General features: G+C 64.7%; 19 protein-coding genes. 8 read left to right on the top strand and 11 right to left on the bottom strand.

What is annotated here, in order from left to right; translation table 11 throughout:
- Window positions 1-66 precede the first annotated feature (66 nt).
- The gene (locus AB8841_RS17520; RefSeq protein ID WP_370437104.1) at window positions 67-1,086 is read right to left on the bottom strand and encodes an amino acid ABC transporter substrate-binding protein; all 1,020 of its coding nucleotides are present in this window, start codon (window positions 1,084-1,086) and stop codon (window positions 67-69) included.
- A 226-nt stretch (window positions 1,087-1,312) separates the two neighbouring features.
- On the opposite strand from AB8841_RS17520, the gene metC reads away from it, so the two are divergent.
- Window positions 1,313-2,497: a cystathionine beta-lyase gene (metC, locus tag AB8841_RS17515; protein WP_370437103.1), complete on the top strand. Its 1,185-nt coding sequence runs from the start codon at window positions 1,313-1,315 to the stop codon at window positions 2,495-2,497.
- 89 nt (window positions 2,498-2,586) lie between these two features.
- Here the strand turns inward: metC and AB8841_RS17510 are convergent, their stop codons facing one another.
- From AB8841_RS17510 to AB8841_RS17500, 3 genes are read right to left on the bottom strand one after another with little or no spacing between them, the layout of a single operon-like run.
- Window positions 2,587-2,931 (bottom strand): lipid-A-disaccharide synthase N-terminal domain-containing protein, encoded by a 345-nt coding sequence (locus AB8841_RS17510; RefSeq protein WP_370437102.1) that lies wholly within the window; start codon window positions 2,929-2,931, stop codon window positions 2,587-2,589.
- The gene (locus tag AB8841_RS17505; protein ID WP_370437101.1) at window positions 2,931-3,662 is read right to left on the bottom strand and encodes a glycosyltransferase family 2 protein; all 732 of its coding nucleotides are present in this window, start codon (window positions 3,660-3,662) and stop codon (window positions 2,931-2,933) included. Before AB8841_RS17505 ends, AB8841_RS17510 begins: the two co-directional genes overlap by 1 nt.
- A 38-nt stretch (window positions 3,663-3,700) precedes the next feature.
- Window positions 3,701-5,419: an ArnT family glycosyltransferase gene (locus tag AB8841_RS17500; protein WP_370437100.1), complete on the bottom strand. Its 1,719-nt coding sequence runs from the start codon at window positions 5,417-5,419 to the stop codon at window positions 3,701-3,703.
- A gap of 179 nt (window positions 5,420-5,598) precedes the next feature.
- On the opposite strand from AB8841_RS17500, the gene AB8841_RS17495 reads away from it, so the two are divergent.
- From AB8841_RS17495 to AB8841_RS17480, 4 genes are all read left to right on the top strand, one after another.
- Entirely contained in the window at window positions 5,599-6,240 is a 642-nt protein-coding gene (locus AB8841_RS17495) for a tetratricopeptide repeat protein (protein ID WP_370437099.1), read from the top strand.
- Window positions 6,241-6,312: 72 nt separating this feature from the next.
- Window positions 6,313-6,762, top strand: a complete 450-nt coding sequence (locus tag AB8841_RS17490) for a DoxX family protein (protein ID WP_370437098.1) — start codon at window positions 6,313-6,315, stop codon at window positions 6,760-6,762.
- Window positions 6,759-7,370, top strand: a complete 612-nt coding sequence (locus AB8841_RS17485; protein ID WP_370437097.1) for a sigma-70 family RNA polymerase sigma factor — start codon at window positions 6,759-6,761, stop codon at window positions 7,368-7,370. Before AB8841_RS17490 ends, AB8841_RS17485 begins: the two co-directional genes overlap by 4 nt.
- Window positions 7,367-8,182 carry an anti-sigma factor gene (locus tag AB8841_RS17480; RefSeq protein WP_370437096.1) on the top strand — a complete coding sequence of 272 codons (816 nt, stop codon included), beginning with the start codon at window positions 7,367-7,369 and terminating at the stop codon, window positions 8,180-8,182. Before AB8841_RS17485 ends, AB8841_RS17480 begins: the two co-directional genes overlap by 4 nt.
- Window positions 8,183-8,341: 159 nt before the next feature.
- On the opposite strand, the gene AB8841_RS17475 is transcribed toward AB8841_RS17480, so the two are convergent.
- Window positions 8,342-9,721 (bottom strand): M10 family metallopeptidase, encoded by a 1,380-nt coding sequence (locus AB8841_RS17475; protein WP_370437095.1) that lies wholly within the window; start codon window positions 9,719-9,721, stop codon window positions 8,342-8,344.
- A 410-nt stretch (window positions 9,722-10,131) separates the two neighbouring features.
- Between AB8841_RS17475 and AB8841_RS17470 the strand changes: the two genes are divergently transcribed.
- The gene (locus AB8841_RS17470; protein WP_370437094.1) at window positions 10,132-11,295 is read left to right on the top strand and encodes an RtcB family protein; all 1,164 of its coding nucleotides are present in this window, start codon (window positions 10,132-10,134) and stop codon (window positions 11,293-11,295) included.
- 22 nt (window positions 11,296-11,317) lie between these two features.
- Here AB8841_RS17470 and AB8841_RS17465 read toward each other — a convergent pair whose 3' ends face one another.
- On the bottom strand, window positions 11,318-11,740 hold the full coding sequence (locus tag AB8841_RS17465) for a hypothetical protein (RefSeq protein ID WP_370437093.1): 423 nt from the start codon (window positions 11,738-11,740) through the stop codon (window positions 11,318-11,320).
- A 170-nt stretch (window positions 11,741-11,910) separates the two neighbouring features.
- On the bottom strand, window positions 11,911-12,660 hold the full coding sequence (locus AB8841_RS17460; RefSeq protein WP_370437092.1) for a sigma-70 family RNA polymerase sigma factor: 750 nt from the start codon (window positions 12,658-12,660) through the stop codon (window positions 11,911-11,913).
- Window positions 12,661-12,839: 179 nt separating this feature from the next.
- Between AB8841_RS17460 and AB8841_RS17455 the strand changes: the two genes are divergently transcribed.
- Window positions 12,840-13,319 carry a YidB family protein gene (locus tag AB8841_RS17455; protein ID WP_370437091.1) on the top strand — a complete coding sequence of 160 codons (480 nt, stop codon included), beginning with the start codon at window positions 12,840-12,842 and terminating at the stop codon, window positions 13,317-13,319.
- A 62-nt stretch (window positions 13,320-13,381) separates the two neighbouring features.
- Here AB8841_RS17455 and AB8841_RS17450 read toward each other — a convergent pair whose 3' ends face one another.
- Window positions 13,382-13,630: a hypothetical protein gene (locus AB8841_RS17450; RefSeq protein ID WP_370437090.1), complete on the bottom strand. Its 249-nt coding sequence runs from the start codon at window positions 13,628-13,630 to the stop codon at window positions 13,382-13,384.
- A gap of 61 nt (window positions 13,631-13,691) precedes the next feature.
- Window positions 13,692-14,069, bottom strand: coding sequence for a response regulator (locus AB8841_RS17445; protein WP_370437089.1), 378 nt, complete (start codon window positions 14,067-14,069; stop codon window positions 13,692-13,694).
- A gap of 137 nt (window positions 14,070-14,206) precedes the next feature.
- Here AB8841_RS17445 and AB8841_RS17440 point away from each other — a divergent pair, with 137 nt between their 5' ends.
- Entirely contained in the window at window positions 14,207-14,779 is a 573-nt protein-coding gene (locus AB8841_RS17440) for an NADPH-dependent FMN reductase (protein WP_370437088.1), read from the top strand.
- A 368-nt stretch (window positions 14,780-15,147) separates the two neighbouring features.
- On the opposite strand, the gene AB8841_RS17435 is transcribed toward AB8841_RS17440, so the two are convergent.
- Together AB8841_RS17435 and AB8841_RS17430 are read right to left on the bottom strand one after the other, a co-directional pair.
- The gene (locus tag AB8841_RS17435) at window positions 15,148-19,449 is read right to left on the bottom strand and encodes a translocation/assembly module TamB domain-containing protein (protein ID WP_370437087.1); all 4,302 of its coding nucleotides are present in this window, start codon (window positions 19,447-19,449) and stop codon (window positions 15,148-15,150) included.
- Window positions 19,449-21,431 (bottom strand): autotransporter assembly complex family protein, encoded by a 1,983-nt coding sequence (locus AB8841_RS17430; protein ID WP_370437086.1) that lies wholly within the window; start codon window positions 21,429-21,431, stop codon window positions 19,449-19,451. Before AB8841_RS17430 ends, AB8841_RS17435 begins: the two co-directional genes overlap by 1 nt.
- Between the last annotated feature and the right edge of the window lie 225 nt (window positions 21,432-21,656).

Raw genomic sequence — 21,656 nt, 5'->3', positions numbered from 1 at the left:
ACCGGCAGTTTATTGTTATTGAGGAGTGCCCGGGGAATCCGGGCACTCCGACCTTGAGAGATCCGGTTAGCGGATCGGCATGCCGTATTGCAGGCCGCCCTTCGTCCAGAGGGCGTTCTGGCCGCGCTTGATCTTCAGCTTGGAGCCTTCACCCACGTTCTTCTCGAAGATCTCGCCGTAGTTGCCCACGTGCTTGATGATCCGGTAGGCCCAGTCGTTGGTCAGGCCGATGCCCTCGCCGTACTTGCCTTCGGTGCCGAGCAGACGCTTGATCTCCGGGTTGTCGGAGCCCTTCATCTGGTCGACATTGGCCTTGGTCACGCCGAGTTCCTCGGCGTCCAGCATGGCGTTATGGGTCCAGCGGACGAGGTCGCCCCACTGGTTGTCGCCGTGGCGGACGGCCGGGCCGAGGGGCTCCTTGGAAATGATCTCGGGCAGAACGATGTGATCGTCCGGAGCGGATGCGCGCAGACGCTCGGCATAGAGGCCCGAGGCGTCCGTGGTGAACGCGTCGCAGCGGCCGGCGTCATAGGCCTTGAAGGTCTCGTCCGAGGTCGCGAAGGCCACGACTTCGTACTTCATGTTGTTGGCCCGGAAGTAGTCGGCGAGGTTGAGTTCGGTCGTGGTGCCCTGCTGCGTGCAGATGGAGGCGCCGTTGAGTTCCTTCGCGGAGGAAACGCCGAGCTTCTTGCGGACCATGAAGCCCTGGCCGTCGAAGTAGTTGATGGCCGGGAAGTCGAGGCCGAGCTGCGTGTCGCGCGACATGGTCATCGTCGAGTTGCGGGACAGCACGTCCACTTCGCCCGACTGGAGCGCGGTGAAGCGGTCCTTGGCGGCGAGCGGGATGTAGCGAACCTTGGTCGGATCGTCGAAGATCGCGGCGGCCATGGCGCGGCAGAGGTCGACGTCGAGACCGGTCCAGTTGCCCTGGGCGTCCGGCAGGCCGAAGCCGGCGAGACCGGTGTTCGAGCCGCAGGTCAGGAAACCCTTCTGCTTCACGCTGTTCAGGGTCGCCTGCGCGGAAGCGCCGGTCGCGATCAGGCTTGCCGTAAGGCCGAAGGCAATCGATACGAGAGCCTTTTTCATGTTGGTTTATTCTCCCACTAGTTCCATTCGGCTCGCCTGTTCTTGTTCCCCCAGCCGAGCCACGGTCAGACCGTTCCACGCCGCATCGGTCGATTGCGGCATCGGATCCATCACATTCCATGATTGATCACCGGTCAAGTCTTGATGGAATGGTTTTTAGTCGGAGGGTTGACGTAGGAGCGCCCTCGGCTTCTGATCAGGTCCCCTTCAGCAAGTCCTTGAGCCGATGACAAAACTTCCCCCCAAACCCGCCCATCTCGCGGAACGCACCCTCCTCGTTCATGCAGGTCGAGAGCCGTTCGAGCAGCATGGCTTCGTGAACACGCCGATCTATCGCGGCTCGACCGTCCTCTACCCCACGACGGACGATCTCCTGCATCGCCGGGGGCGCTATTCCTATGGAACGAAGGGGACACCAACCACGGAAGCGCTCGAAACCGCCTGGACGGAGCTCACGGGAGCGGCGGGCACCGTCCTGGCCCCCTCGGGCCTCGCGGCGGTCACGGTCGCCCTCATGTCCTGCCTCAAGGCCGGCGACCATCTGCTGGTCACGGATTCGGTCTACCTTCCCACGCGGCAGTTCTGCCATGGGATGCTCGAGAAATTTGGTGTGGAAACCACCTATTACGACCCCTCGATCGGAGCCGGGATCGCTTCCCTCATGCGTCCGAACACGGCGGCTGTCTTTACGGAAGCGCCTGGGTCCCAGTCCCTCGAGATGCAGGACATTCCCGCGATCGCCGAAGTCGCGCACCGGCACGGAGCCGTGGTGGTCATGGACAACACCTGGGCGACTCCCCTGCTCTTTCCGCCCCATGAGCGGGGCGTCGACATCGCCGTCGAGGCGGGCACCAAATATCTCAGCGGCGGATCGGACCTCCTGCTCGGCCTGGTTTCCGCCAACGAGCGCTGCTTCAAGGATCTGCGCGCGGCCTATGACGCCTTTGCCATGTGCCCGGGCCCGGAGGACGTCTTCCTCGGGCTTCGCGGTCTTCGCACCATGGCGCTGCGCCTGCGCGAGCACGAGAAGCAGGCGCTGGAGATGGCCCGATGGCTCGCCCAGCGCCCCGAGGTGGACCGGGTGCTTCATCCGGCACTCGAAACCTACAAGGGTCACGAGATCTGGAAGCGGGACTTCAAGGGTTCGTCCGGACTGTTCTCCGTTATCCTCAAGCCCTGCTCCGACAAGGCGCTCGCCGCCATGCTCGACGGGCTGGCGCTCTTCGGGATGGGGTATTCCTGGGGCGGGTTCGAGAGCCTGGTGATCCCGTTCAACTGCGCGACCTATCGCACCGCGACGAAATGGGAGCCGGGCGGTCATGCCCTGCGCTTCCATATCGGCCTCGAGGATCTCGACGATCTGAAGCGCGATCTGGATGCGGGCTTCGCGCGCCTGCGGGAAACGGATTAGAGCCGCTTTCGGCGAAGTGGATCCGGTTCGCCGTCAATGAATCCGGCCGAGCAAGATTGAGAGCTGGTTCCGCGCAAGCGGAACCAGCTCTATGCCGCGAGCTCCGACGTCTTGGCCTTCCTGCGCGCCTCCTTGGCGATCAGCATGAGGTTGCGGACATAAATGAGGATCGACAGGGCCTGCCCGGAGATGATGACGATGTCACGCCGGGCGAACCCGTAGACGAGCGTCATCAGCCCGCCCCCGATGGACAGGAACCAGAAGGCCATGGGAATGACGCTCTTTTCCGCCTTCTCGCTGGCGATCCATTGGACGATGAAGCGGGCGCCGAACACGAACTGCGCCAGCACGCCGAAGGCGGCCCAGAGATCGAACCGGGTGATGACGATATCGTAGAAATACAATCCGATATCGTGGGACAGGCGCATCAGCATCAGTGGATTTCCTGGGAAACGGGCACGCGGCGGCGGCGGCGGATTAGCCACCACACGCCCGCGAGATCGAGGATTCCGACCCAGAGCCGGTCGAAGAGGCCATAATTGGACTGCCCCGCATGCCGGGGCCGGTCGACCACGTCCACATGCGCGATCCGGTAGCCCTCCCGCTTGACCAGGGCCGGCATGAAGCGGTGCAGGGCGTCGAAATAGGGAAGATGCAGATAGACCTCGCGGCGGAAGGCCTTGAGACCGCAGCCGGTATCACGCGTTCCGTCCTTCAGGACGCGCCCGCGCACGCCGTTCGCGATGCGCGACTGCCAGCGCTTGGCGGCTCCTTTCCGCCCGAGCCGCTGCCCCGCGACGAGGCCGACGGTCGGGTCGTCCAGAGCAGCGACGAGTTGCGGAATGAAGGCCGGATCGTTCTGTCCATCGCCGTCGAGGGTGGCGATGATGGGCGCGCGCGCCGCATGGACGCCCGTTCTGACGGCAGCACTCTGCCCGCAGCTCGCCTCATGGCGGACCAGGCGCAGCCAGGGCCTGGTGGCGCGGGCCGAGCGCATCTGCTCGACGGTACCGTCCGTCGAGCCGTCATCCACATAGATCACCTCGAAGGGTGCAAGGGCCGAGCAGGCGCGCTCGATCTCCTCCACGAGGGGGAGGATGTTCAAGGCCTCGTTCTTGACGGGCACCACGACGCTGAGGCGCGGAGCCGGGTTTAAATCACTCATCGATCAAGGGCTTGTGAGCCCCCTCTTGGGATAGGACGTCAGGGACAGCCGGCGTCGACGGAATAGACGCCGATATCGACGCGCTTCCCACTGTTGATATTAAAACCTGAGACGCGGGTCGAGAGCGCAGGCACCAGCCCGTTCCGCTCGTTCGCGGCCTGGAAATCGGCCTCGAAGCGCTGATCGACGAACACCATCGCGCAGCCGCTCTTCTTCAGGAAGGCGGAGGCTTCGGGGGCACTGTCGAGCATATCGAGATCGGTTCCGACCAGGAAAACAAGGCTCGGCTCGCGATAGCCGAGAGTGCCGACGCTGGCCTTGGCGGACGGAAAGTCCCGCATGGTCTGCGCGAGCTTGTCCGAGACCTTCAGGGATCGCAGATCGAGCTGGGCGAACCCGAACACGCCGATCGCGAGGCACACGGACGAGAGGAAGCCGGCCCAGAGGCTGTCCACCATACGGTTCCTGATGAAGAGCCACCAGGCGCAGATCGCGATGGCGGAGGCCGCCGCCATGGCCGGGAGCGCCCGATACGGCAGCGTGCCGTCGAAGGACCAGTTCGCCGCCGACAGGCCGATGGTCAGGCCCACGGGGATGAAGGGAATGAGCACCGTCGCGAGCTTGGCGAAAGGCCGGTGCGGCCCCACGAAATGGCGGGCGATCGCCATCACGATGAGGATGGCCACGGCCGGAAGAAGCGGCATCGTATAATGCGGCAGCTTGGTGGGAACCGCCTCGAAGACCAGCCACGAGGGGACGATCCAGGCCAGGGCGAAAGCGACCGGCTCTTCACGACGATGAATCCAGGCGAACGGCGCGGCGATGGCCGCCAGGATCGCTCCCGGCCAGAAGGTGGCGAAGAATGCCACCAGATAGAAGCCCGGAGGAGCCCAGTGGTATTTCTGGGCCGTGCCGACCTTGCCCAGCATGTCGTGGCCCACGGCTTCCGAATAGAAGGCGCCGCCGCTCTTGACCGCGATTGCGACGAACCAGGGCAGAACCACGGCCAGGGTGAAGGCCAGACCCAGCCAGGGCCGTAAGGTGAGCAGCCAGCGTGTCGAGCGCTCCCGGTAGGAGAGGACGGCGCCCGTAAGGCCGGCGAACATCAGGACCAAAGGCCCCTTGACGAGGATGCCGAGAGCAAATCCGGTCCAGAAGATGAGCAGGGCGCGGCGCGGAAGGACCCCGGCCCCCCGACTCAGATAGGCCCGCGCGAGGCCGCCCATGACCGCCACCGAACAGGCGGTCAGCATGGCATCGGTCTTGGCGAGCCGCGCCTCGACCATGAGGATGACGCAGGTCGCCATCAGGGCAGCCGTCAGGAACGCCCCTCGCCTCCCGAAGAAGGCCAGAGCCGCCCAATAGGTCAGGAGAACGGTCGCGATGGCCCCGAACAGGGACGGCACGCGATAGAGCGCAATCGTGGTGTGCGCCTCGGGGATGCCGAGCGCATCGCCGATGGCGACGCTGGCGCTCTGCATCCAGTAGATGCCCACCGGCTTCTTGTACCGCGCCTCGTCCTGGAAGCGGACATCGACGAAGTCATGGGATTCCAGCATCTGCTTCGATGCCTGAGCATAGCGGGGCTCGTCCCGGTCCATCGGCTGGAGGGTCGTGAAGCCCGGCAGGAAACAGGCCAGCGACAGCAGGACGAGGACAGCGCAGAGCCGGGCATGGCTGCGCTCCACGAAGCTGGCGAGCTGCGCGGGCGAGAGGCGACGCATGGATACACTCTGCTGGGCGACGGAACCGTCCATCGATGGCATGCCTTTGCGGACAAACACGGGTGGGAATAGCCCCGCAAAGGCGCTGGTGTCCTCCAAACCCGGCGTGAAGTCAAATCGAGCGACACCGGGCGGGCTGCCCCCCATCGAAGGGTCCCCCGAATAAAACCCTCGAACCGTGTGTTCTCCGGGCAGCAACCAAGGAGGACGCCATGTTCGGCCCGAGCACGCCACTGTCCCTCGCAAGACTTGCCGCAACGGCAGCTGCCCTGTGTCTGGGTGCAGCCCTCGCGACCGGCCCGGCCGTCGCCCTCGGCGGCGGAGGCGGCGGAGGCGTCGGGAGCGGAAGCGGCGGCTCCAGCGGAGGAACTGGCGGGAGCGCCAACCGCGGAGGGAGCGAGCGCAACACGAGCAATCCTCCCATGCCCGTCTGCCCCCGGGGACAGGTTTGGGTTCAGAAGACGAACAGGTGCGTGCGGGCCCAAAGCGGGGTCGTGCCTGACGGCAACCTGACCGAATACGCCTACGCCCTGGCCAAGGCGAAGCGCTACGGCGAGGCGATCGACATGCTCGATCTCCTGGACAATCCCAATACGCCACGGGCCCTCAACTACCGGGGCTATGCGACGCGCAAACTCGGGCGGACGGACGAAGGCATCCGCTACTATCTGCAATCGGTGGCCCTCGATCCCCACTACGCGCAGGTTAGGGAATATCTCGGCGAGGCCTATGTGACCCAGGGCAAGATCGATCTCGCCAAGGAGCAACTGCAGACTATCAAGACGCTCTGCGGCACCGGATGCGAGGAATACCGGGATCTCGCCAAAGCCATCGGGGCCACCCCGAAGCTGTGAAGCGCCTGTGTGCGGCGGGCCTGCCCTGCCTCACCCGCCCTCTGCTCTGTCCTCATTGAGGAGGCGATGCTCATGACGCTCCAAGCTCCCTTCGCGCTCCAAGCTCCTGTCGCGCTCCTGGCGCGGCTTCTCCTGGCCCTCATCTTCGTCGTCGAGGGCTGGGGCAAGCTGTTCAACTATTCCGGTACCCTCCAGTACATGGATCACCACGGAGTGCCCGGAATCCTGCTCCCGCTCGTGATCCTGACGGAGCTGGGAGGCGGGCTGCTCGTCGCCTTCGGCTTTCTCACCAGGGTCGCAGCCTTCGCCCTCGCGGGTTTCTGCGTTCTGACCGCCCTCCTCTTCCATGGGCGTTTGTCGGACCCGGGCGAGCTCATCCAGTTCTACAAGGACGTCGCCATGGCCGGAGGCTTTCTTGCTCTCGTCGCGTTCGGCGCTGGAGACTGGTCCGTCGACGGCCTCGCCCGCTCCGCCGAGCTTTCGGACATGCCTACCGGCGAAGCGCGGGAACAGAGGGGATGAGCGAGCTGTTTCAGGCGCGGCACCTTGCCTTCGACTGCGGGGGAACCCTATCTCTGATATCGCCATCGAAGCCGCGATACAGAGCATTTGCGCAGGTGATGTTCAGGACCGGGCAGGATGAGATCAGAGCGGACTTGCCCCGATATTTGACGCGGCTGTGGCGCTATGGACTGGTTCTGAGCGGCCGCCGCGACACCGCCGAAGACTTGGTTCAGTCGACCTGTCTGCGGGCCCTCGAGCGGGCGGAGCAGTTTTCGGCCGGGACGAATCTTCAACGCTGGCTGTTTTCCATCATGCATTCCATCTGGCTGAACGAGGTCCGCTCGCGGCGCATCCGCGAGGGCTCGGGCACCGTCGATGCGGAAGCAGCCCTCGCCTTCGACGGTTCGGAACAGGTCGAAGCCAGCGTGCTCGCCCATCAGGTCCTGCGCGAGGTGCTCTCCCTTCCGGACGGCCAGCGCGAGGCGGTCTTTCTCGTTTACGGCGAAGGCATGGCCTATCGGGAGGCGGCGGAAGTTCTCGCCGTTCCCATCGGGACGATCATGAGCCGCCTCGCGGCGGCGCGCCTGACCCTCGGCAGACTCGGCACGGAGGCTCGGACATCATGACGGCGCCCCAGGATCTTGTGACGGATGAGCAGCTCGTCGCCTATCTCGATGGCGAACTCGCCTCCGACGAGCAATCGGCCCTTGCCAAGAGAATCGCGGCCGATCCCGAGCTCCAGCGCCGCCTCCTCGTGCTTTCGGGAGGAAACCGCCCATTCAGGCAAGCATTCGAAAGCCTCCTCGCCCAGGCCCCCGAAGAGCGCCTGAGTTCCTTGCTCCCCGCCGTGGTCCCCGCGGCCGCCCCGCAGGGCCGGTCCCGGAGCTGGAGGGCGGTTGCCGCCGTAGCCGCAGCGATCCTGCTTTTTCTCGCGGGTTTCGCAACGAACAGCCTCCTCGGCCCAGGTGCCTCCTTGCGGGATCTCGTCGCAGGCTCATCCCGCACACAGGATGATGACGACTGGCGCCAGGCGGTCGCCGAGTACCTCACGCTCTACTCGTCCGACACCCTCGCCAACATCCCCGATGACGATGCGATGAGACAGCGCGAGATCGACAGCTTGAGAGCCAAACTCGCGCTCAATCTGTCCGCGCGCCGAGCCGATGTGCCCGGCCTGTCCTTCAAACGCGCCCAGCTGTTCGAATATGACGGAAAACCCCTCGGCCAGCTCGCCTATCTCGATCCCGCGACCGGGCCGGTCGCTCTGTGCATGGTCAGAAGCGATGACGAAGACGCCCCGCCGCGCACGGAGCAGAGAGAAGGGTTCAACATCGTTTTCTGGACCCAGGCGGGCCACGATTACATGGTGATCGGCCGGATGCCGTTTCCCCGCCTCGAAAACCTGGCGAAGAATTTCTCGGATCGCCTGGCGGGATAGAACGCGGATCATCGCCTCGCTGGGAACCGACGGTGATCCGCCTCTCGAGCATCGAACGCAAAACCGGGAGCCGGTTTTGCGCCAGAACGATGCGCTCCCTTAGGAGGGAGCATCGGATTCAATCCCAAAAGTGCAAATCCACTTTTCACGTCCGATGGTCTAGGCGACGAGGAAGTCGTTTGCCGTCATCTTCAGGCCCTTGGAGACTTGGGCGAACTCGATGGAGGCGGTCTTTCCCGTCCCGTCCGGATCGTAATAGAGGTCGCCCTTCGTGGAATCATAGACGATGCGGTCGGAGGAATCGTGAGCCTTGCTCCCGATCCAGAAGGCGGTCGATGGCAGCTTGCCGGCCTTCAGCTTCGTGAACACGGCATTCTCAAGGGAGACCGTATCGTCCGTGACGGAGAAGTCGGCGATCCGGTCGAGGTTGGAAGTGCCGCTCGGCTTCGTGTCGAAGACGAAGACATCCTTGCCCGATCCGCCGTAGAGGACATCGTTGCCCTCGCGCCCGTCGAGGCGGTCGGCTCCCGCGCCACCTTTCAGGATATTCGCGATGCTGTTGCCCGTGATCGTGTCGTTGCCTGAACCGCCGATGGCATTCTCGATCAGGGAACGGAGATCGCCTTGATACATCAACGCATTGGCGATGTTGCCGCGTGCCTCGTGCCCAACGCCGAGCTCGGCGATCTGCTCCGTTGAGAGGCGCGTCCACTGCCCCGGGCGCAGGTCGACGTCAAGATTCGTGGCATAGTTCGAGAAGTCGTAAGTGTCCTGTCCGCCTCCGTCCCAGAGCGTCATGAAGATACGATTGCCGCCTGGAACCTCCTGGCCGACACCGTTGACGAATTCCCGCCCGGTCGACGGATCCCAGCGATAGACCGTGTTGCCGGCCCGCGTGGTGAAGTTGGCGCCGTACATGTATTGCAGGGCGGCGATGTCGTACATCATCGGCGTCTGAGCGTAGCCCCACTCCTCGTTCTCCACGTATTGCCCGGTCGCGCCCACGTAGGACCTGTAAGTCATGGCCGAGAATTCCATGGAGTCCTGTGCAGGCGTCATGGCTCCGAAGCCGCTGGCCTCGTTCCCGTGCTTCAAGCCGATGGAATGCATGATCTCGTGGATGAAGCCGTAATAGCCGTATCCTCCCGGGACGGGATCGCCGAACCATCCGTCGGTTCGACCGAACCATACATCCCCTCCCTCGTCATCCTGATCCGGGAAGTAGGACCAGGCCGTGGACGGCAGGTCCGAGTTGGCGAGCCGCACCGTCGCGTGGCTCTTGGAGGTCTCTGCGACCTCGGCAAAGCTCAGGTTGGTGAACGAGGCGATCATCGCGAAGACGTCGCGCGCCGCCTGACTCTGGCTTGCATTCAGGGGCCCGAAGTTCCCCTGGGGCTCGCCCGATCCGTAATGGGTGCCGTAATATAATGCCTTTTGCGGGAAACTGTATGTGAGGTTCGGGCTGCTCCACCCCGACCCCGAAAGAATACCATCGATATCCTGATTGCCTGTCCGTGCAACCGTAATCGTATCTGCCATGCCCGTCCTCACGTAAATGGGGGAGTTTTTAGAGCATAGGGAGCGCGCAAATATTATAATCCATAGGGGTTAGATTTGAATTTTATATAGCTTTATATTCTTATCTTTATGCAAATTTACGCAGCAATTCAGCTTAATAACTTTCAATGTGAAATTTACACCGAATTTGCATTCTTATAACGAAGCCAATATTTAAGCTTCACAGAGCTCGGACGCGAAAAGCGGAGTCCACTTTTGGGATTGCATCCGATGCTCCCTTCTTAGATCAACGCATCGTTCTTGCCGAAAACCGGATCCACGTTACCGCACGATGCGCTGGCAACTTCGAACCTCCGCGCGCCGGCCGCCCTTCCCCCGAGGAACAGGCTCTCCTTCATGGGGTTTGATCACGAGACCACCTGAGGCGCTTCATGGAAACCCGCATCTACGGCGAACACGACGAGAGAACGATCAAGCAGTTGCACCGCTGCATGGCGGCAGGAAGCGCGGCCAAGGGCGTGCTCTGCGCGGACGGGCACCTCGGCTATGCCCATCCGATCGGCGGCGTCGTGGCCTATGAGGAGCACATCTCCATCAGCGGCGTCGGCTTCGACATCGCCTGCGGCAACATGGCGGTGCGCCTCGACACCCGCTATCGGGACATCGCGGGACGGGCCGGGACGATCCTGCGCGACATCGGCAAAACGATCAGCTTCGGACTGGGCCAGAAGAACGCCGTCGCGGTCGATCACGAGCTGTTCGAGTCCCCCCTCTGGGACGAAGCGGGCGTTCGCGACCTCAAGACGATGGCGTCTCTGCAACTCGGCACCGTCGGCTCCGGCAATCATTACGTGGACCTGTTCGAGGACGAGGCGGGCTTCGTCTGGATCGGCGTGCATTTCGGCTCGCGGGGCCTAGGGCACAAGATCACGACGAAGCATCTCGCCCTCGCGGGCGCGAAGGACGGCATGGAGGTGGATCCCGCTCTCGTTCATCAGGACAGCGACATCGGACGCAGCTATCTCGCCGGCGTCACCCTCGGCGGGCTCTACGCCTATGCGGGCCGCGAATGGGTGGTGGAGCGCGTCCGCCGGATCGTCGGCGGCAGCGTGACCGACAGGGTCCACAATCACCACAACTTCGTCTGGCGCGAGAACCACGGCGGGCGCGACTACTGGGTCGTGAGAAAAGGGGCGACGCCTGCTTTTCCGGGACAGCGCGGTTTCGTGGGAGGGTCCATGGGCGACAATGCCGTCATCCTGCACGGCGTCGAGAACGAGCAGAGTGCAGACAGCCTCTATTCCACCGTCCATGGTGCCGGCCGCCTTTTCGGGCGCATGGATGCAAAGGGCAGGAAGAACCGGCAAGGCCAGTGGATCCGCCCTCCCCGCTTCACCCGAGAGGAGATGGATGCCTGGCTGCGCGACAAGGGCGTGCTTCTCAGAGGCGGCGACGTGGATGAAAGTCCGATGGTCTATCGCAGGCTCGAAGAGGTGCTCGCCTATCACGGCGAGACCATCGCCATCGAGCACACCCTGCGCCCGTTCGCCGTGGCCATGGCAGGCCCCGGCGAGTTCGATCCATACAAGGATTGAAGCCGCGCCGGGGCCCGACCGATTATCGAAGCCAGCCGAAATAAAGCGACCAGAGGCTCGGCGACCGGATGCCGCGCACCCGCCGGGCCGCTTCTTCAGCCCGCATGGACTCGCCTCCATGGCATGAGCAGAGCACGATATGTGCATCATGCTCAGAGATCTGGAAGAAGTTCACGGCATCGCCGAACCTGTCGCTCAGGAGACCCGCCGTGCGCAGCACCGGATCATCGAAGGCCACCGCCAGGGCGGAATTGTCGGCGCGCATGGCCCGGCGGACCGCTCTCGGCTTCCACTCGATCTCGTCGAGCGTCCTGAGGACGCGGTCGGGGTCCCGTTCGAGCAGTTCGGCCCAGCGGTCCAGCCGCTCCCTTTTGGAGAGAACAGGCGTTTGCGAGGGCTTCAGATCGGCCACGTGGCCGATTTCAGACAGAGGCCTGTGTTCCATGCTCCCCTCCTTGGCAGAGAAGCGTTCGCGAGCACCCACCAGCTGTCAGCTCAACCATGAAGCCCGAGGAAAAGTTCGGAAACCGGCTCGCTGATATTTTAGGCACACAAAACAAAAGGCCCCGCGCTGCCCTTCAGGGCAGCGCGGGGCCTTTCATCATGGTGCGATGATCAGGCCTCGGCGGCGTGATTGTGATGCTGCAGCCGGTCACCGGCCACGCCCATCAGCTCGGCAAGGCGATTACGGGCGCGGTTCACGCGGCTCTTGATGGTACCGACCTTCACGCCGAGGGCTTCCGCCGCATCCTCGTAGGACATGCCCTCTGCGCCGATCAGAATGATCGCCTCGCGCTGTTCCTGCGGAAGCTTGCCCAAAGCGGTCGTGAGATCCTGGAGCGCGAGTTTGTCCTCCTGGTCGGGAATGGCCACCATGCTCGCGGCATGGGCGCCGTCACCGTCCTCGACCTCGCGGCTGGTCTTCCGATGGGTCGAGTAGAAGCCGTTGCGGAGAATGGTGAAGAGCCAGGCCTGAAGGTTCGTGCCGCTCTCGAAGGTTTCCTGCTTCGTGAGCGCTTTCAGGACCGTATCCTGCACCAGATCCTCGGCCTGATCGAGCTTGCCCGTGAGTGAAAGGGCGAAGGCGCGCAGGTTCGGCAGCGCCTCCATGACGCCGTCGATGAATGCCTGATCGACGGGCTCGGTATGCGCGCGGATGACCTGCGCAACGCGCTCGGCGAGCTTGGCCAAATCGCGCGGCAGCTTGTCCTCGGCGGGATCGCCGTAGAGCGCGCGAAGCTGCTTACCGAGATGGAGACGGACAGCCGCGCTCAGGGCCGCACCCGAGATCGGCGAAGATGGATTCTCAGAAAGGGTTTTGATCGTGTCTGGCATGCCGGAATATTTGGGGCAGCCTTCGCGCATTTAAATATGCTTGCCGCATTTCGACCGCGTGAATGTCTGCGACAAAAGGCGAGCTTGATGTCCTGCATCGCACGCCTAATGGCGGAAGGATCCCTGCAGGCGGTGCCCTTTCGTATCAGAACCGGAACCCTTTGGCTCCTCGCATGTTCCTGTCGACTCGACCATTGAGGAGGAATGACATGAACAGCCGCGGTTTCCCTTCCATGACAGCCCTTCTGGGGCTTCTCGCGATCGCCGGCTACCAGAACCGGGACAAAATCGCCGAGATGCTGCGCGGAGGGCAGCAGCCCGGCGCGCCGGGCCAAGGTCCGGATCAGCAGACTGGCGGCCTCGGTGGCCTCGGCGGTCTCGGCGGCTTGCTCGGCAGCCTCGGTGGTGCGACCGACGCAGATGCAGGCGGCCTCCTGAAGGGCGGACTCGGCGAGCTCGTCGACCGATTCCGCGAGAGCGGCCATGGCGAAGCAGCCGATTCCTGGGTCGGACCGGGCCCGAACAAGGAAATCGCCCCACAGAGCCTCGAACAGGTCATTGGGCCCGACGTCCTGAACACGCTGACCCAGCAGACCGGACTCTCCCGTGAGGAGCTTCTCGCACGTCTGTCGCGGGATCTGCCGCACGCCGTCGATCAGTACACGCCGGAAGGACGCCTTCCCGAATAGCGCATAGCCCATGCCATGGCGCGAGGCTCGACACGCCCCCGGCTCCGTTGCGCGCAACGTGCTTAAGACCGCTCCCGCCGCACACCGCGCCGCCGCCCCCACCATACGACGGAGCGGCGGCGCAGCCTGCGCGCCACGGCGATATCGATCGACAAAATGATAAGTCCCAGTGGGATCATCCAGAACCCGAGCACAGGCAGAAATCCGACGAGACCTCCGAGGAGCAGCGCGGTGCCGAGGGCGATCCTGAGGCCTTTCGAGCGCGGGAGAGGGACCTGACGGCTTCCGAAAGCAACGCGGTGCCTGGTCATGGACGGACCTTCCTTCTCGCGCCGGCAGGAAGGGCGAGCCCGGACCGGCCAGGCTCCGCCGTCACGCCTCCTGGGTCCGCCACAGCATCGTTTGCTTCACGGCCTCGACGAATGCATCGGAACGCATCGGTTTTTGCAGGAAATGTGTGCCCTCCGGCAGATCGCCGGGCTTGGGCGCAACTTTGCCGGAGATGACGAGAATGCCCACATCCGGCCATCCCTGGCGGACGAGACGAGCGAATTCGAACCCGTCGATGGAGCCTGGCATGTTCACGTCGGTGAGCACCACGTTGATATCCGGGCGCTTTTTCAAGAGATCGAAAGCCTCGTCCGCATCCTGGGCCTCAACGACCCAGAACTCGGCCTCCCGCAAAATCTCCACCTGCGTCAGGCGCACGAGCAGCTCGTCCTCCACGAGGAGCACGACAGGTCGGTTCAAAATCTCGCGCCGGGGCTTCATACAGCGGAAAACGGACGATCCGACGCCCTTGTTCCCACCTTCATTTTATGTCCGGGCGCACTAGCCTTTTCGGTTACAGGAACTCCGGCTGCCGCCGGTCATTCGAGGAGGATTCCATGACGACGTTCAAGGTCGGCTACCTGATCGGCAGCCTGGCGAAGGAATCGATCAACCGGAAGCTCGCACACGCCCTGACACGCATCGCGCCCGAGCAGCTCACCTTTACCGAAATCGCCATCAGAGACCTGCCGCTCTACAGTTACGACTACGATTCCGACTACCCTCCGGTCGCACGCGCCTTCAAGGAATCCATTGCGGCCGTCGATGCCGTACTCTTCGTGACGCCGGAATATAACCGCTCGATCCCGGGAGGTCTGAAGAACGCCATTGATTGGGCGAGCCGCCCCTATGGCCAGAACGCCTTTACCCGCAAACCCTCGGCCGTGATCGGCACATCCCCGGGATCGATCGGAACGGCCATAGCGCAGCAGCACCTGCGCAGCGTACTCGGCTTCTGCAACTCGCCTCAGATGAATGCGCCGGAAGCCTATATCCAGTTCAAGCCCGGGCTGATCGACGACGACGGAAACATCACGAACGAGTCGACCGCCGAGTTCCTGAGAACCTATATGACCGAGTTCTACCACTTCATCGAGCGGGTCTATATCGCTCTGCCGCGCGACACCTGAACCGCGCCGGTCCATGAGGCAGCCGGTCGAGAGGCCCGTCAGCGGGCCTCCCGCTTCGCTCGGGCATCGGAGGCGAAAAGTGGAATCCACTTTTGGGCTTGAATCCGATGCTCCCTTCTTGGAAGGAGCGCATCGTTCCTGCGGCCCGGAGGGACCGTCCGCGGCCCGCCAAGGCCTTCGTCGTCATGGCCGCACGCGGTGCAGGAATCCGCGTCTTCACGCACCATTACACGAGAAGGACGTGGATGCCCGGCTCAAGACCGGGCAAAGGACAACGGGAATGACCACGCGCGTATCGGGACGATGGCCCGCCCATTCGCGCGAAACCGGTCCCCACTTTTCATGTCCGATGCCCCAGCGCTGACGCCTCAATATTCGAGCTCGAAGCCGAGGCCGACGGAGGTTCCCCCGTCGGCGTCAACCGCGCCTTGCGCCTTCAGACGCCGCGTCAGATCCACATCGACGGTGACGCCGCTCTCCTCGGGCCGGGCCCCTGCCTTGACGCCGACGCGGACATTGTCGCTGATGTAGCGGGAGACGCCGACCGCCGGGCCGCCGCTCGCATCAACGGAGATATCGAGGCTGTCGACGCCGAGAGAACGCCGCAGGCTCTCGAACGCATCCGTTCCCGTACCGCCGGAGAGCTGTGCCACGGTCTGTGCGAGCTGCAGCGCCTGCCCGGCCGAAAGGCCGCCGGAGGGGCGCTGGAACAGGATCCGGGACAGAACCTCGTCCTGCGGCAGATCCGGGCTCGAGCTGAATCCGAATGCGGGCTGTGAGGCCGGTCCCGTCACGGCGATGCGTGCCGTTACATCGCCCGCCTGCGTTTCCGCCACGAAGTCGAGCGAGGGCGTGAGATCGCCGGTGAAGTCCAGCCTTCCGTGCACGAAATCGAGACGCCGGCCGATGAGATCGAGGCGCCCGCGCCGGAGATCGAAGGCCCCGATGGCGACCGGATCGCGGGATGTTCCCTCGAGCCGCAGATCGCCGCCGAGTTCAGCATTGATCCCCCGGCCCCGCACGAAGATGCGGTTCTGTGCCGTGACGACGAGATCGAGTTCCGCAGTGAACGGGCTTCCCCGGGCGGCGCTCTGCCGCCTGCGCTCGAGGGCAAGCCGCGCGGCGGCCGTGGGCGTCGGCTGAACGTGCCGGGTGCCCGGCAGCGGTCTCAAGGTGGTGGGGAGGCGGTCGGGAACGGAGACGTTCATCGAGATGATGTCGACCCGTCCGCCGAGACGCGGGGCGCTCATGAGGGGCCCCGAAACAGTGAGAGCGAGATCGGCTGTGGCATCCACAAGCGGGTTCGATACGAGCTGGGCGCGGCTGCCGGTGATGCGGATATCGGCTGGCAGACCTGCCGCCGGATCGAGGGTCACCCGTCCGCTGGCGCTCAGCGATCCGTCGTTTCGCGTGCGGGCGTTCAGGCTCTCGATGGCAAGAACATCGCCACGCGCGGCAAGCCGCCCGTTGATGTCGTTCAGCTGGATCCCCTGAAGCGAATCGACGAAGGTTCCGCCTGCCAGGGTCACCGCCCCTTGAATGCGTGGCTCGGTCATGGCGCCCGCGACGGAAAGATCGAGTGCGGCGCCGCCGGTCAGGCGCTGGCCGCGGGCCGACAGGAAGCTGTTCGCCAGCGCGAGATCCGTTCGGCCCGCAATTTTCAGGGCGAGCTCGTCCGTGGTGTCGAGCGGCGCGCTTCCCGAGACCTGCAGCGTTCCGAAACGTCCTGCGGCCACAGTCGCGTCGATCGTCGCCCGTTGATCCGCGATCCGGCCCCGCGCCGTCACAGCCAGCGGGGGGAGGCCCGCCTGGCGCGTATCGGGCGTTGCGAGCCCGGCGACCCGCACGTCGTAGGAGCCGGACGGATTGCCGGGATCGCCCGTGACCGCCGCACTCCCGTTCACGGTGCCTGCGAGGCCGAGACCGGGTACGGCGATCTCCGCGACCTGGAGCGGAAGGTTGCGGATATCGACCGAGAGATCGAGCCGGCTCCCGACCTTGCCCGAGACGCCGACGCGGCCCTGGTCGGTGGCGATCACGAGCCCGGCGATGGTGGCATCGCCGCCCCGAAGCTCAATGACGGCGGGCTGCGCGAGAGCAAGACGTCTGCCGCCGCGCCTGGCCGCGAAGCTCGCCAGTTCGATCCGCGTCGCGTCGCCCGGCACCACGCGGGCCTGCGCGTTCAGGTCGAAGCCCTGTCCCACGGCCGATGCCGTGATGTTCGATGCGGCTGGCGATCCCACGGCCGAAATGCGGATCGTCCGGAAAGTTTGGCCGGCGGCCGTCAGCGCGTCGGCCTGGACGATGCCGTCGATGACGGGGCGTGCATAGAGATCGGCAACGGACAGCCGGGCATCGAAGCCCTGCACCGCCACGTTCGAAACCGCGACGCGCGATCCCTTCGCCGTGATCGAAACATCCTGGCGTCCGTTTACGGCGCTGAGCGCGATATCGGCGTTCAGCGATCCGTCGAGCTTCGTCAGGACGAGCGGGCTGAGATCGTCGAGATCGCCGCCCGAAACCGACACCCGGCCCTCGGCCAGCTCGTCGGGGCCTATCCGGAGATTTCCGTTCAGAGCGACGGAGCCGATCCGTGCGTCGAGCCGGTCGAGAAGCCAGCCGCCCTCACCTGGTCGCGCCACATGCGCGCTTCCCGTCGCAGCCTTGGCGCCGACCTGCCCGTCGAATGTGAGAGCGGCATCGAGCGCGCCCGTCACGTCCTTGGCGTCGAGCCGGAGCGCGAGGCGTGGGACGGGCCGGTCGAGCGCACGCACGTCGGAGAGCGTCGCATCCGCCGTGACGTCGGGCTTTTCCAGGGAGCCCGAAAGACGAGCCGTAAGATTGGCTCGCCCGGCGCTCACGCGCGGATCGAGATGCCGGAGCTGGTCGATGGAAATGTCGAGGCCCAGATCGGCCGTGCTCTGCGTGGCCCGCCCGTCCACGCGCGCATCAAGATGCGCTCCGTCGATCCGGAAATTCTCGAACGCAAACCCACCGGGCACCCGGCGCATGACGCCTTTCGCCCCTACCGACCGGCCGAGAAGGCCATCCAGGGGCGGTGTTCCCGTGGAGAGCTCCCGCAGGCTGGCGTCGATCGTTGCGGCGATGTCGGACCGCCTCGGGTTTCCTGAGAGCTTCGCGTCGAGGGCCGCCGAGCCACGAAGAGTCCGGCCGGCGACACCCGAGAAGGATGCGAGCGCGGGAATCGTGGCGTTCAGGTTTCCATCCAGAACCGTCGGGCCGACCCGGCCGCTGAAATCGGCTTGCGCGGTGGCGGTTTCGAGGCGCGCCGTGTCGACGATGGCGATTCCGTCCCGGTCGAGCGTGCCGTTGGCGTTCAGCGACAGGGTCCGCCCGAGGGCGCGGGCGACCGCACGGTCGGCCGGTTGGATGCCGTCGGCTCTGGCATCGACGGAGAACGTGAACCGATCGGGAATGGCCGCATCGTTCACCGGGTTCATGGCGATGCGCGCCGCGAGGGTATCGAGCGCGCCCTGCGGCAGGCGGATTCCCGCGGCATCGAGCGAACCGTTGATGCGCGGCGCCGTCATCGTTCCCTGCACACGTCCGTCGAAGACGAGACGGCGGATCTCCGCATCGCCCGCACGGGTGGCCGATCCGTCATTGGGCACGGCCCGGGCCTGCAGGGTCAGGTCGAGAGCCCGCGCCCCGCTGACGGTTCCTGCCATGTCGAAGCTCGCCACGTTCGAGGTGACGCGCAACGGCTGGAGCTTCAGGCTGCCGTCGTCCCCGATCGTCACGTTGCCGACGAGCTGCGTCGTTCCCGAGAAGACGGGAGCGACCGGCGCGGGGAGCAGCCCCGCGACCTGCGCGGCAAGATCGGCATCGACGTCGTAGGCTGTCCCGGCGCGCCGGACCGTCGTCGTGCCTGCGGCACCGATGGTCGGACCGGCTGAAAAATCGAGCCGCGCCGCGAAATTGCTCAAGGGGCCGTCGCCCGCGAGCTTGAGATCGACCGGCGGAAGGCCCGGCAGATCGAGCAGGCGGGCTGCGATGCCGCCCTCCGGCTCCTGGTGCTTCAGGTCCAAGGCAAGCCGGTTGGTTTGCGGGACATAATTGAGCGCGATCGAAAGGCTGCCCGCGGCATCCAGACGCTGCGCCGCGAAATCGAGCTTCAGTCCTTCGCTCGGATCGCCGAGATTGGCCGAACCTTTGGCGGAGAGCCGCGCGGCGGTGCCGAGCACCGGCTCGCCGAGCGTAAGCTCCTGCAGAGTGAATCCTTCGACGATCACCTTTACGGGCAATTCGGGGAGGATCGGCTCGTCGGAGACGGCGACCTTCTCCTCCTCCGTCGTCTCGGGCTTGCGCAGGACTTGCAGGTGATCGATCTCGAGCTCGTTCACCTCCAGACGCCCGCGCAGCAGCGCGGTCCGGGTCCAGACCAGGCGCGCGCGATCGAGCGAAAGCCAGACGCCGTCGCGATCCGCGATCCTCACATCCCGGATCACGGCATTCGATGACAGCGCCCCTTCGATCTGGCCGATCGTGACCCGCGTGGTCGGCGTCGAGAGAACGCGCGAAATCAGGTTCGCCAGAACGCTCTGATCTGTCTGGGCCCGGCTCGGGGAGTCGACGGCGAACCACACGGCGGCGAGCGCGATGACCACGGCGGCGGCGAAGAGGGTGAGATGGCGTCGCAGCTTGATCATCAGAACGCCTGTCCAATCCCGACATAGATGGCAAGGGAGCTGTCGTCCCATTTTTCGCGGCGAATGGGCATCGCGACATCGAGGCGGATCGGTCCGATGCCGGTATAATAGCGCAGCCCCAGGCCGGCGGAGACGCGGATCGTGTCGTCGAAATCCGGGTAGCTCGATGCGAAGGCGGTCCCGGCATCGACGAAGGGCACGATCCCGATCGTATCGGTGACCTTGATGCGCGCTTCCAGGGACCCTTCGAGCAGGCTGCGCCCGCCGATGGGGTCGCCCAGGACGATCGGGCTGAGACTGCGATAGGCGAAGCCGCGCACGGAGCCGCCGCCGCCTGCGTAGAAGCGCCTGTTCGCCGGAATGTCCTCGAGATTCGCGCCGATGATCGTGCCGAGGCCGAGACGGCCCGCGAGCACGTAGCGGGATTCCTCATCGAGAGACCAATAGGCCGAGGCCGTTCCCTTCGCGATCGTCATGGGAACCGACGAACCGAGGAAACCCGGATAGGGCGTCACCGACGCGATGAGCCTCATGCCCCGGGTTGGATCGAGGGTATTGTCCGTGGAATCGTAGGAGACGGACAGCGGCAGGCCCACGAGGGTGTAGTCCACCTCGCCGAGAATGTCGGAGGCCTGCCCCTTCTCGTATTCGATGCCGCCCTGGATGGAGAAGGTTTCGCTGAAGCGATGGCGGATCCCCGCCGTTCCGTTCACGAGGCGGCTCGTGTAGCCCTCCGTTCGATCACGCTCCGCAAGCGCTTCGGCCAGAAAATCGTTGCGCGTTCCCCACAGGCCGGGCTTCAGGAAGCTCGCCTTGAACCGCCCTCCGAGATCGCTCCAATCGAAACCGTCATCGTCGTTATCCGGACGGCCGCCGTTCTCCGTGAGGTAGAAGAGGCTGCCCTCCAGCCGCAAGCGTTCGGCTCCCCCGAAGAGATTGCGATGCGCCCAATAGGCGCGAACCGCGGGGCCATCCGTCGTCGAATACTGCACCGACGCGCCGACGACGCGGGGCGGGCGTTCCGTGATGTCGACGAAGAGGGGCAGATTGCCGTAGGCATCGAGCGCCTGCCCCTCGCGCACCCGCACCGACGACAGCGCCTCGATGTTGAGGATCGACTTGCGCATCGAGGCGATGGCGGCCGGCGAATAGGGGTCGCCCGGCTCGGTATAGATGAACGAGCGCACCACCGCGGGGTCCACGTTTTCCGCACCCCTCACGGCGACTTCGCCGATGCCAGCGCGCGGCCCGGGATCGACCGTCAGGCTGACATCCATGACCTGCGCCGGGTGATAGACGACGGGATTCTGCCCCGTCACCTTGGCGAAGGGCCGCGACTGCGCTCGGAAGAAATCGACGATCCGCGCCTGGGTCGCCACGATGTCCGCCGCGCGCGCCGGATCGCCTGAATGGATCCTGACGATGCGGGGCGGCAACTCGCCCGGCGGGAACGGCCGGCCCGTCCTTGCATCGAGAACGGCGACATTCCGGAGAACGAATTGCGGCCCCGGGTCTACCGTGACCTGAACCGGCACGAGCGCCCGCGACCGATAGGCCATGGCTGACCGGATGGCGGCCTCGGGACGGGTGGCCCGGAGTGAAAGAGGCGCGCCTGCAACGCTCACCGTGATGCGGGCATTGTAATAACCCGCGCCCCAGAGCGCATCGTTCAGCCGGGGAAGATCGGCCTCCGCCCGACGCACCAGCGCCTCGGCATCCGGAGGAGGATCGCTCCGCAGGCTCTGAAGGGTGGATGCATCCTTGAGGATCTGGACCAGGTCCTTGTCGCCGCCGACAACCGAAAAATCGAGATTGTAGGGCAGCGTTTCCGCGTTCGGCGGCGGCGGCTCATCGCTCCCGCCGAAAAGGCCGAAGAAATCGAACGCGATGGCGGGCGGGATCGATACCGCTGCGGACAAAAGTCCTGCGAGGATCGCCAGAGAAGAGAGTTTTCTGGTTCCCGACCATACCGATTGAGCCACGATCACCCTAATGACAAATGACAGAAATGAACTTTTCGACGATGCCGAGACTTCGCGTCGAAATAAGGCGAAATCCAGGACGAGCCAACCCAAAGTTTGCCACACTTCGAGAAGACATCAAGATCAACAAACTATTTCAATATGATGGCGGAAGATACCGGCCCGCCGATGGGTGTGAACAAGCCTGCCGCGATCCGAAATGACAACGTCTGGCGCGAATTCCGG

Source organism: Microvirga sp. TS319, assembly GCF_041276405.1.
Lineage (GTDB): Bacteria > Pseudomonadota > Alphaproteobacteria > Rhizobiales > Beijerinckiaceae > Microvirga.
The sequence above is the reverse complement of the archived record's forward strand: the minus strand, read 5'-3'. Positions and strand labels throughout refer to the sequence as shown.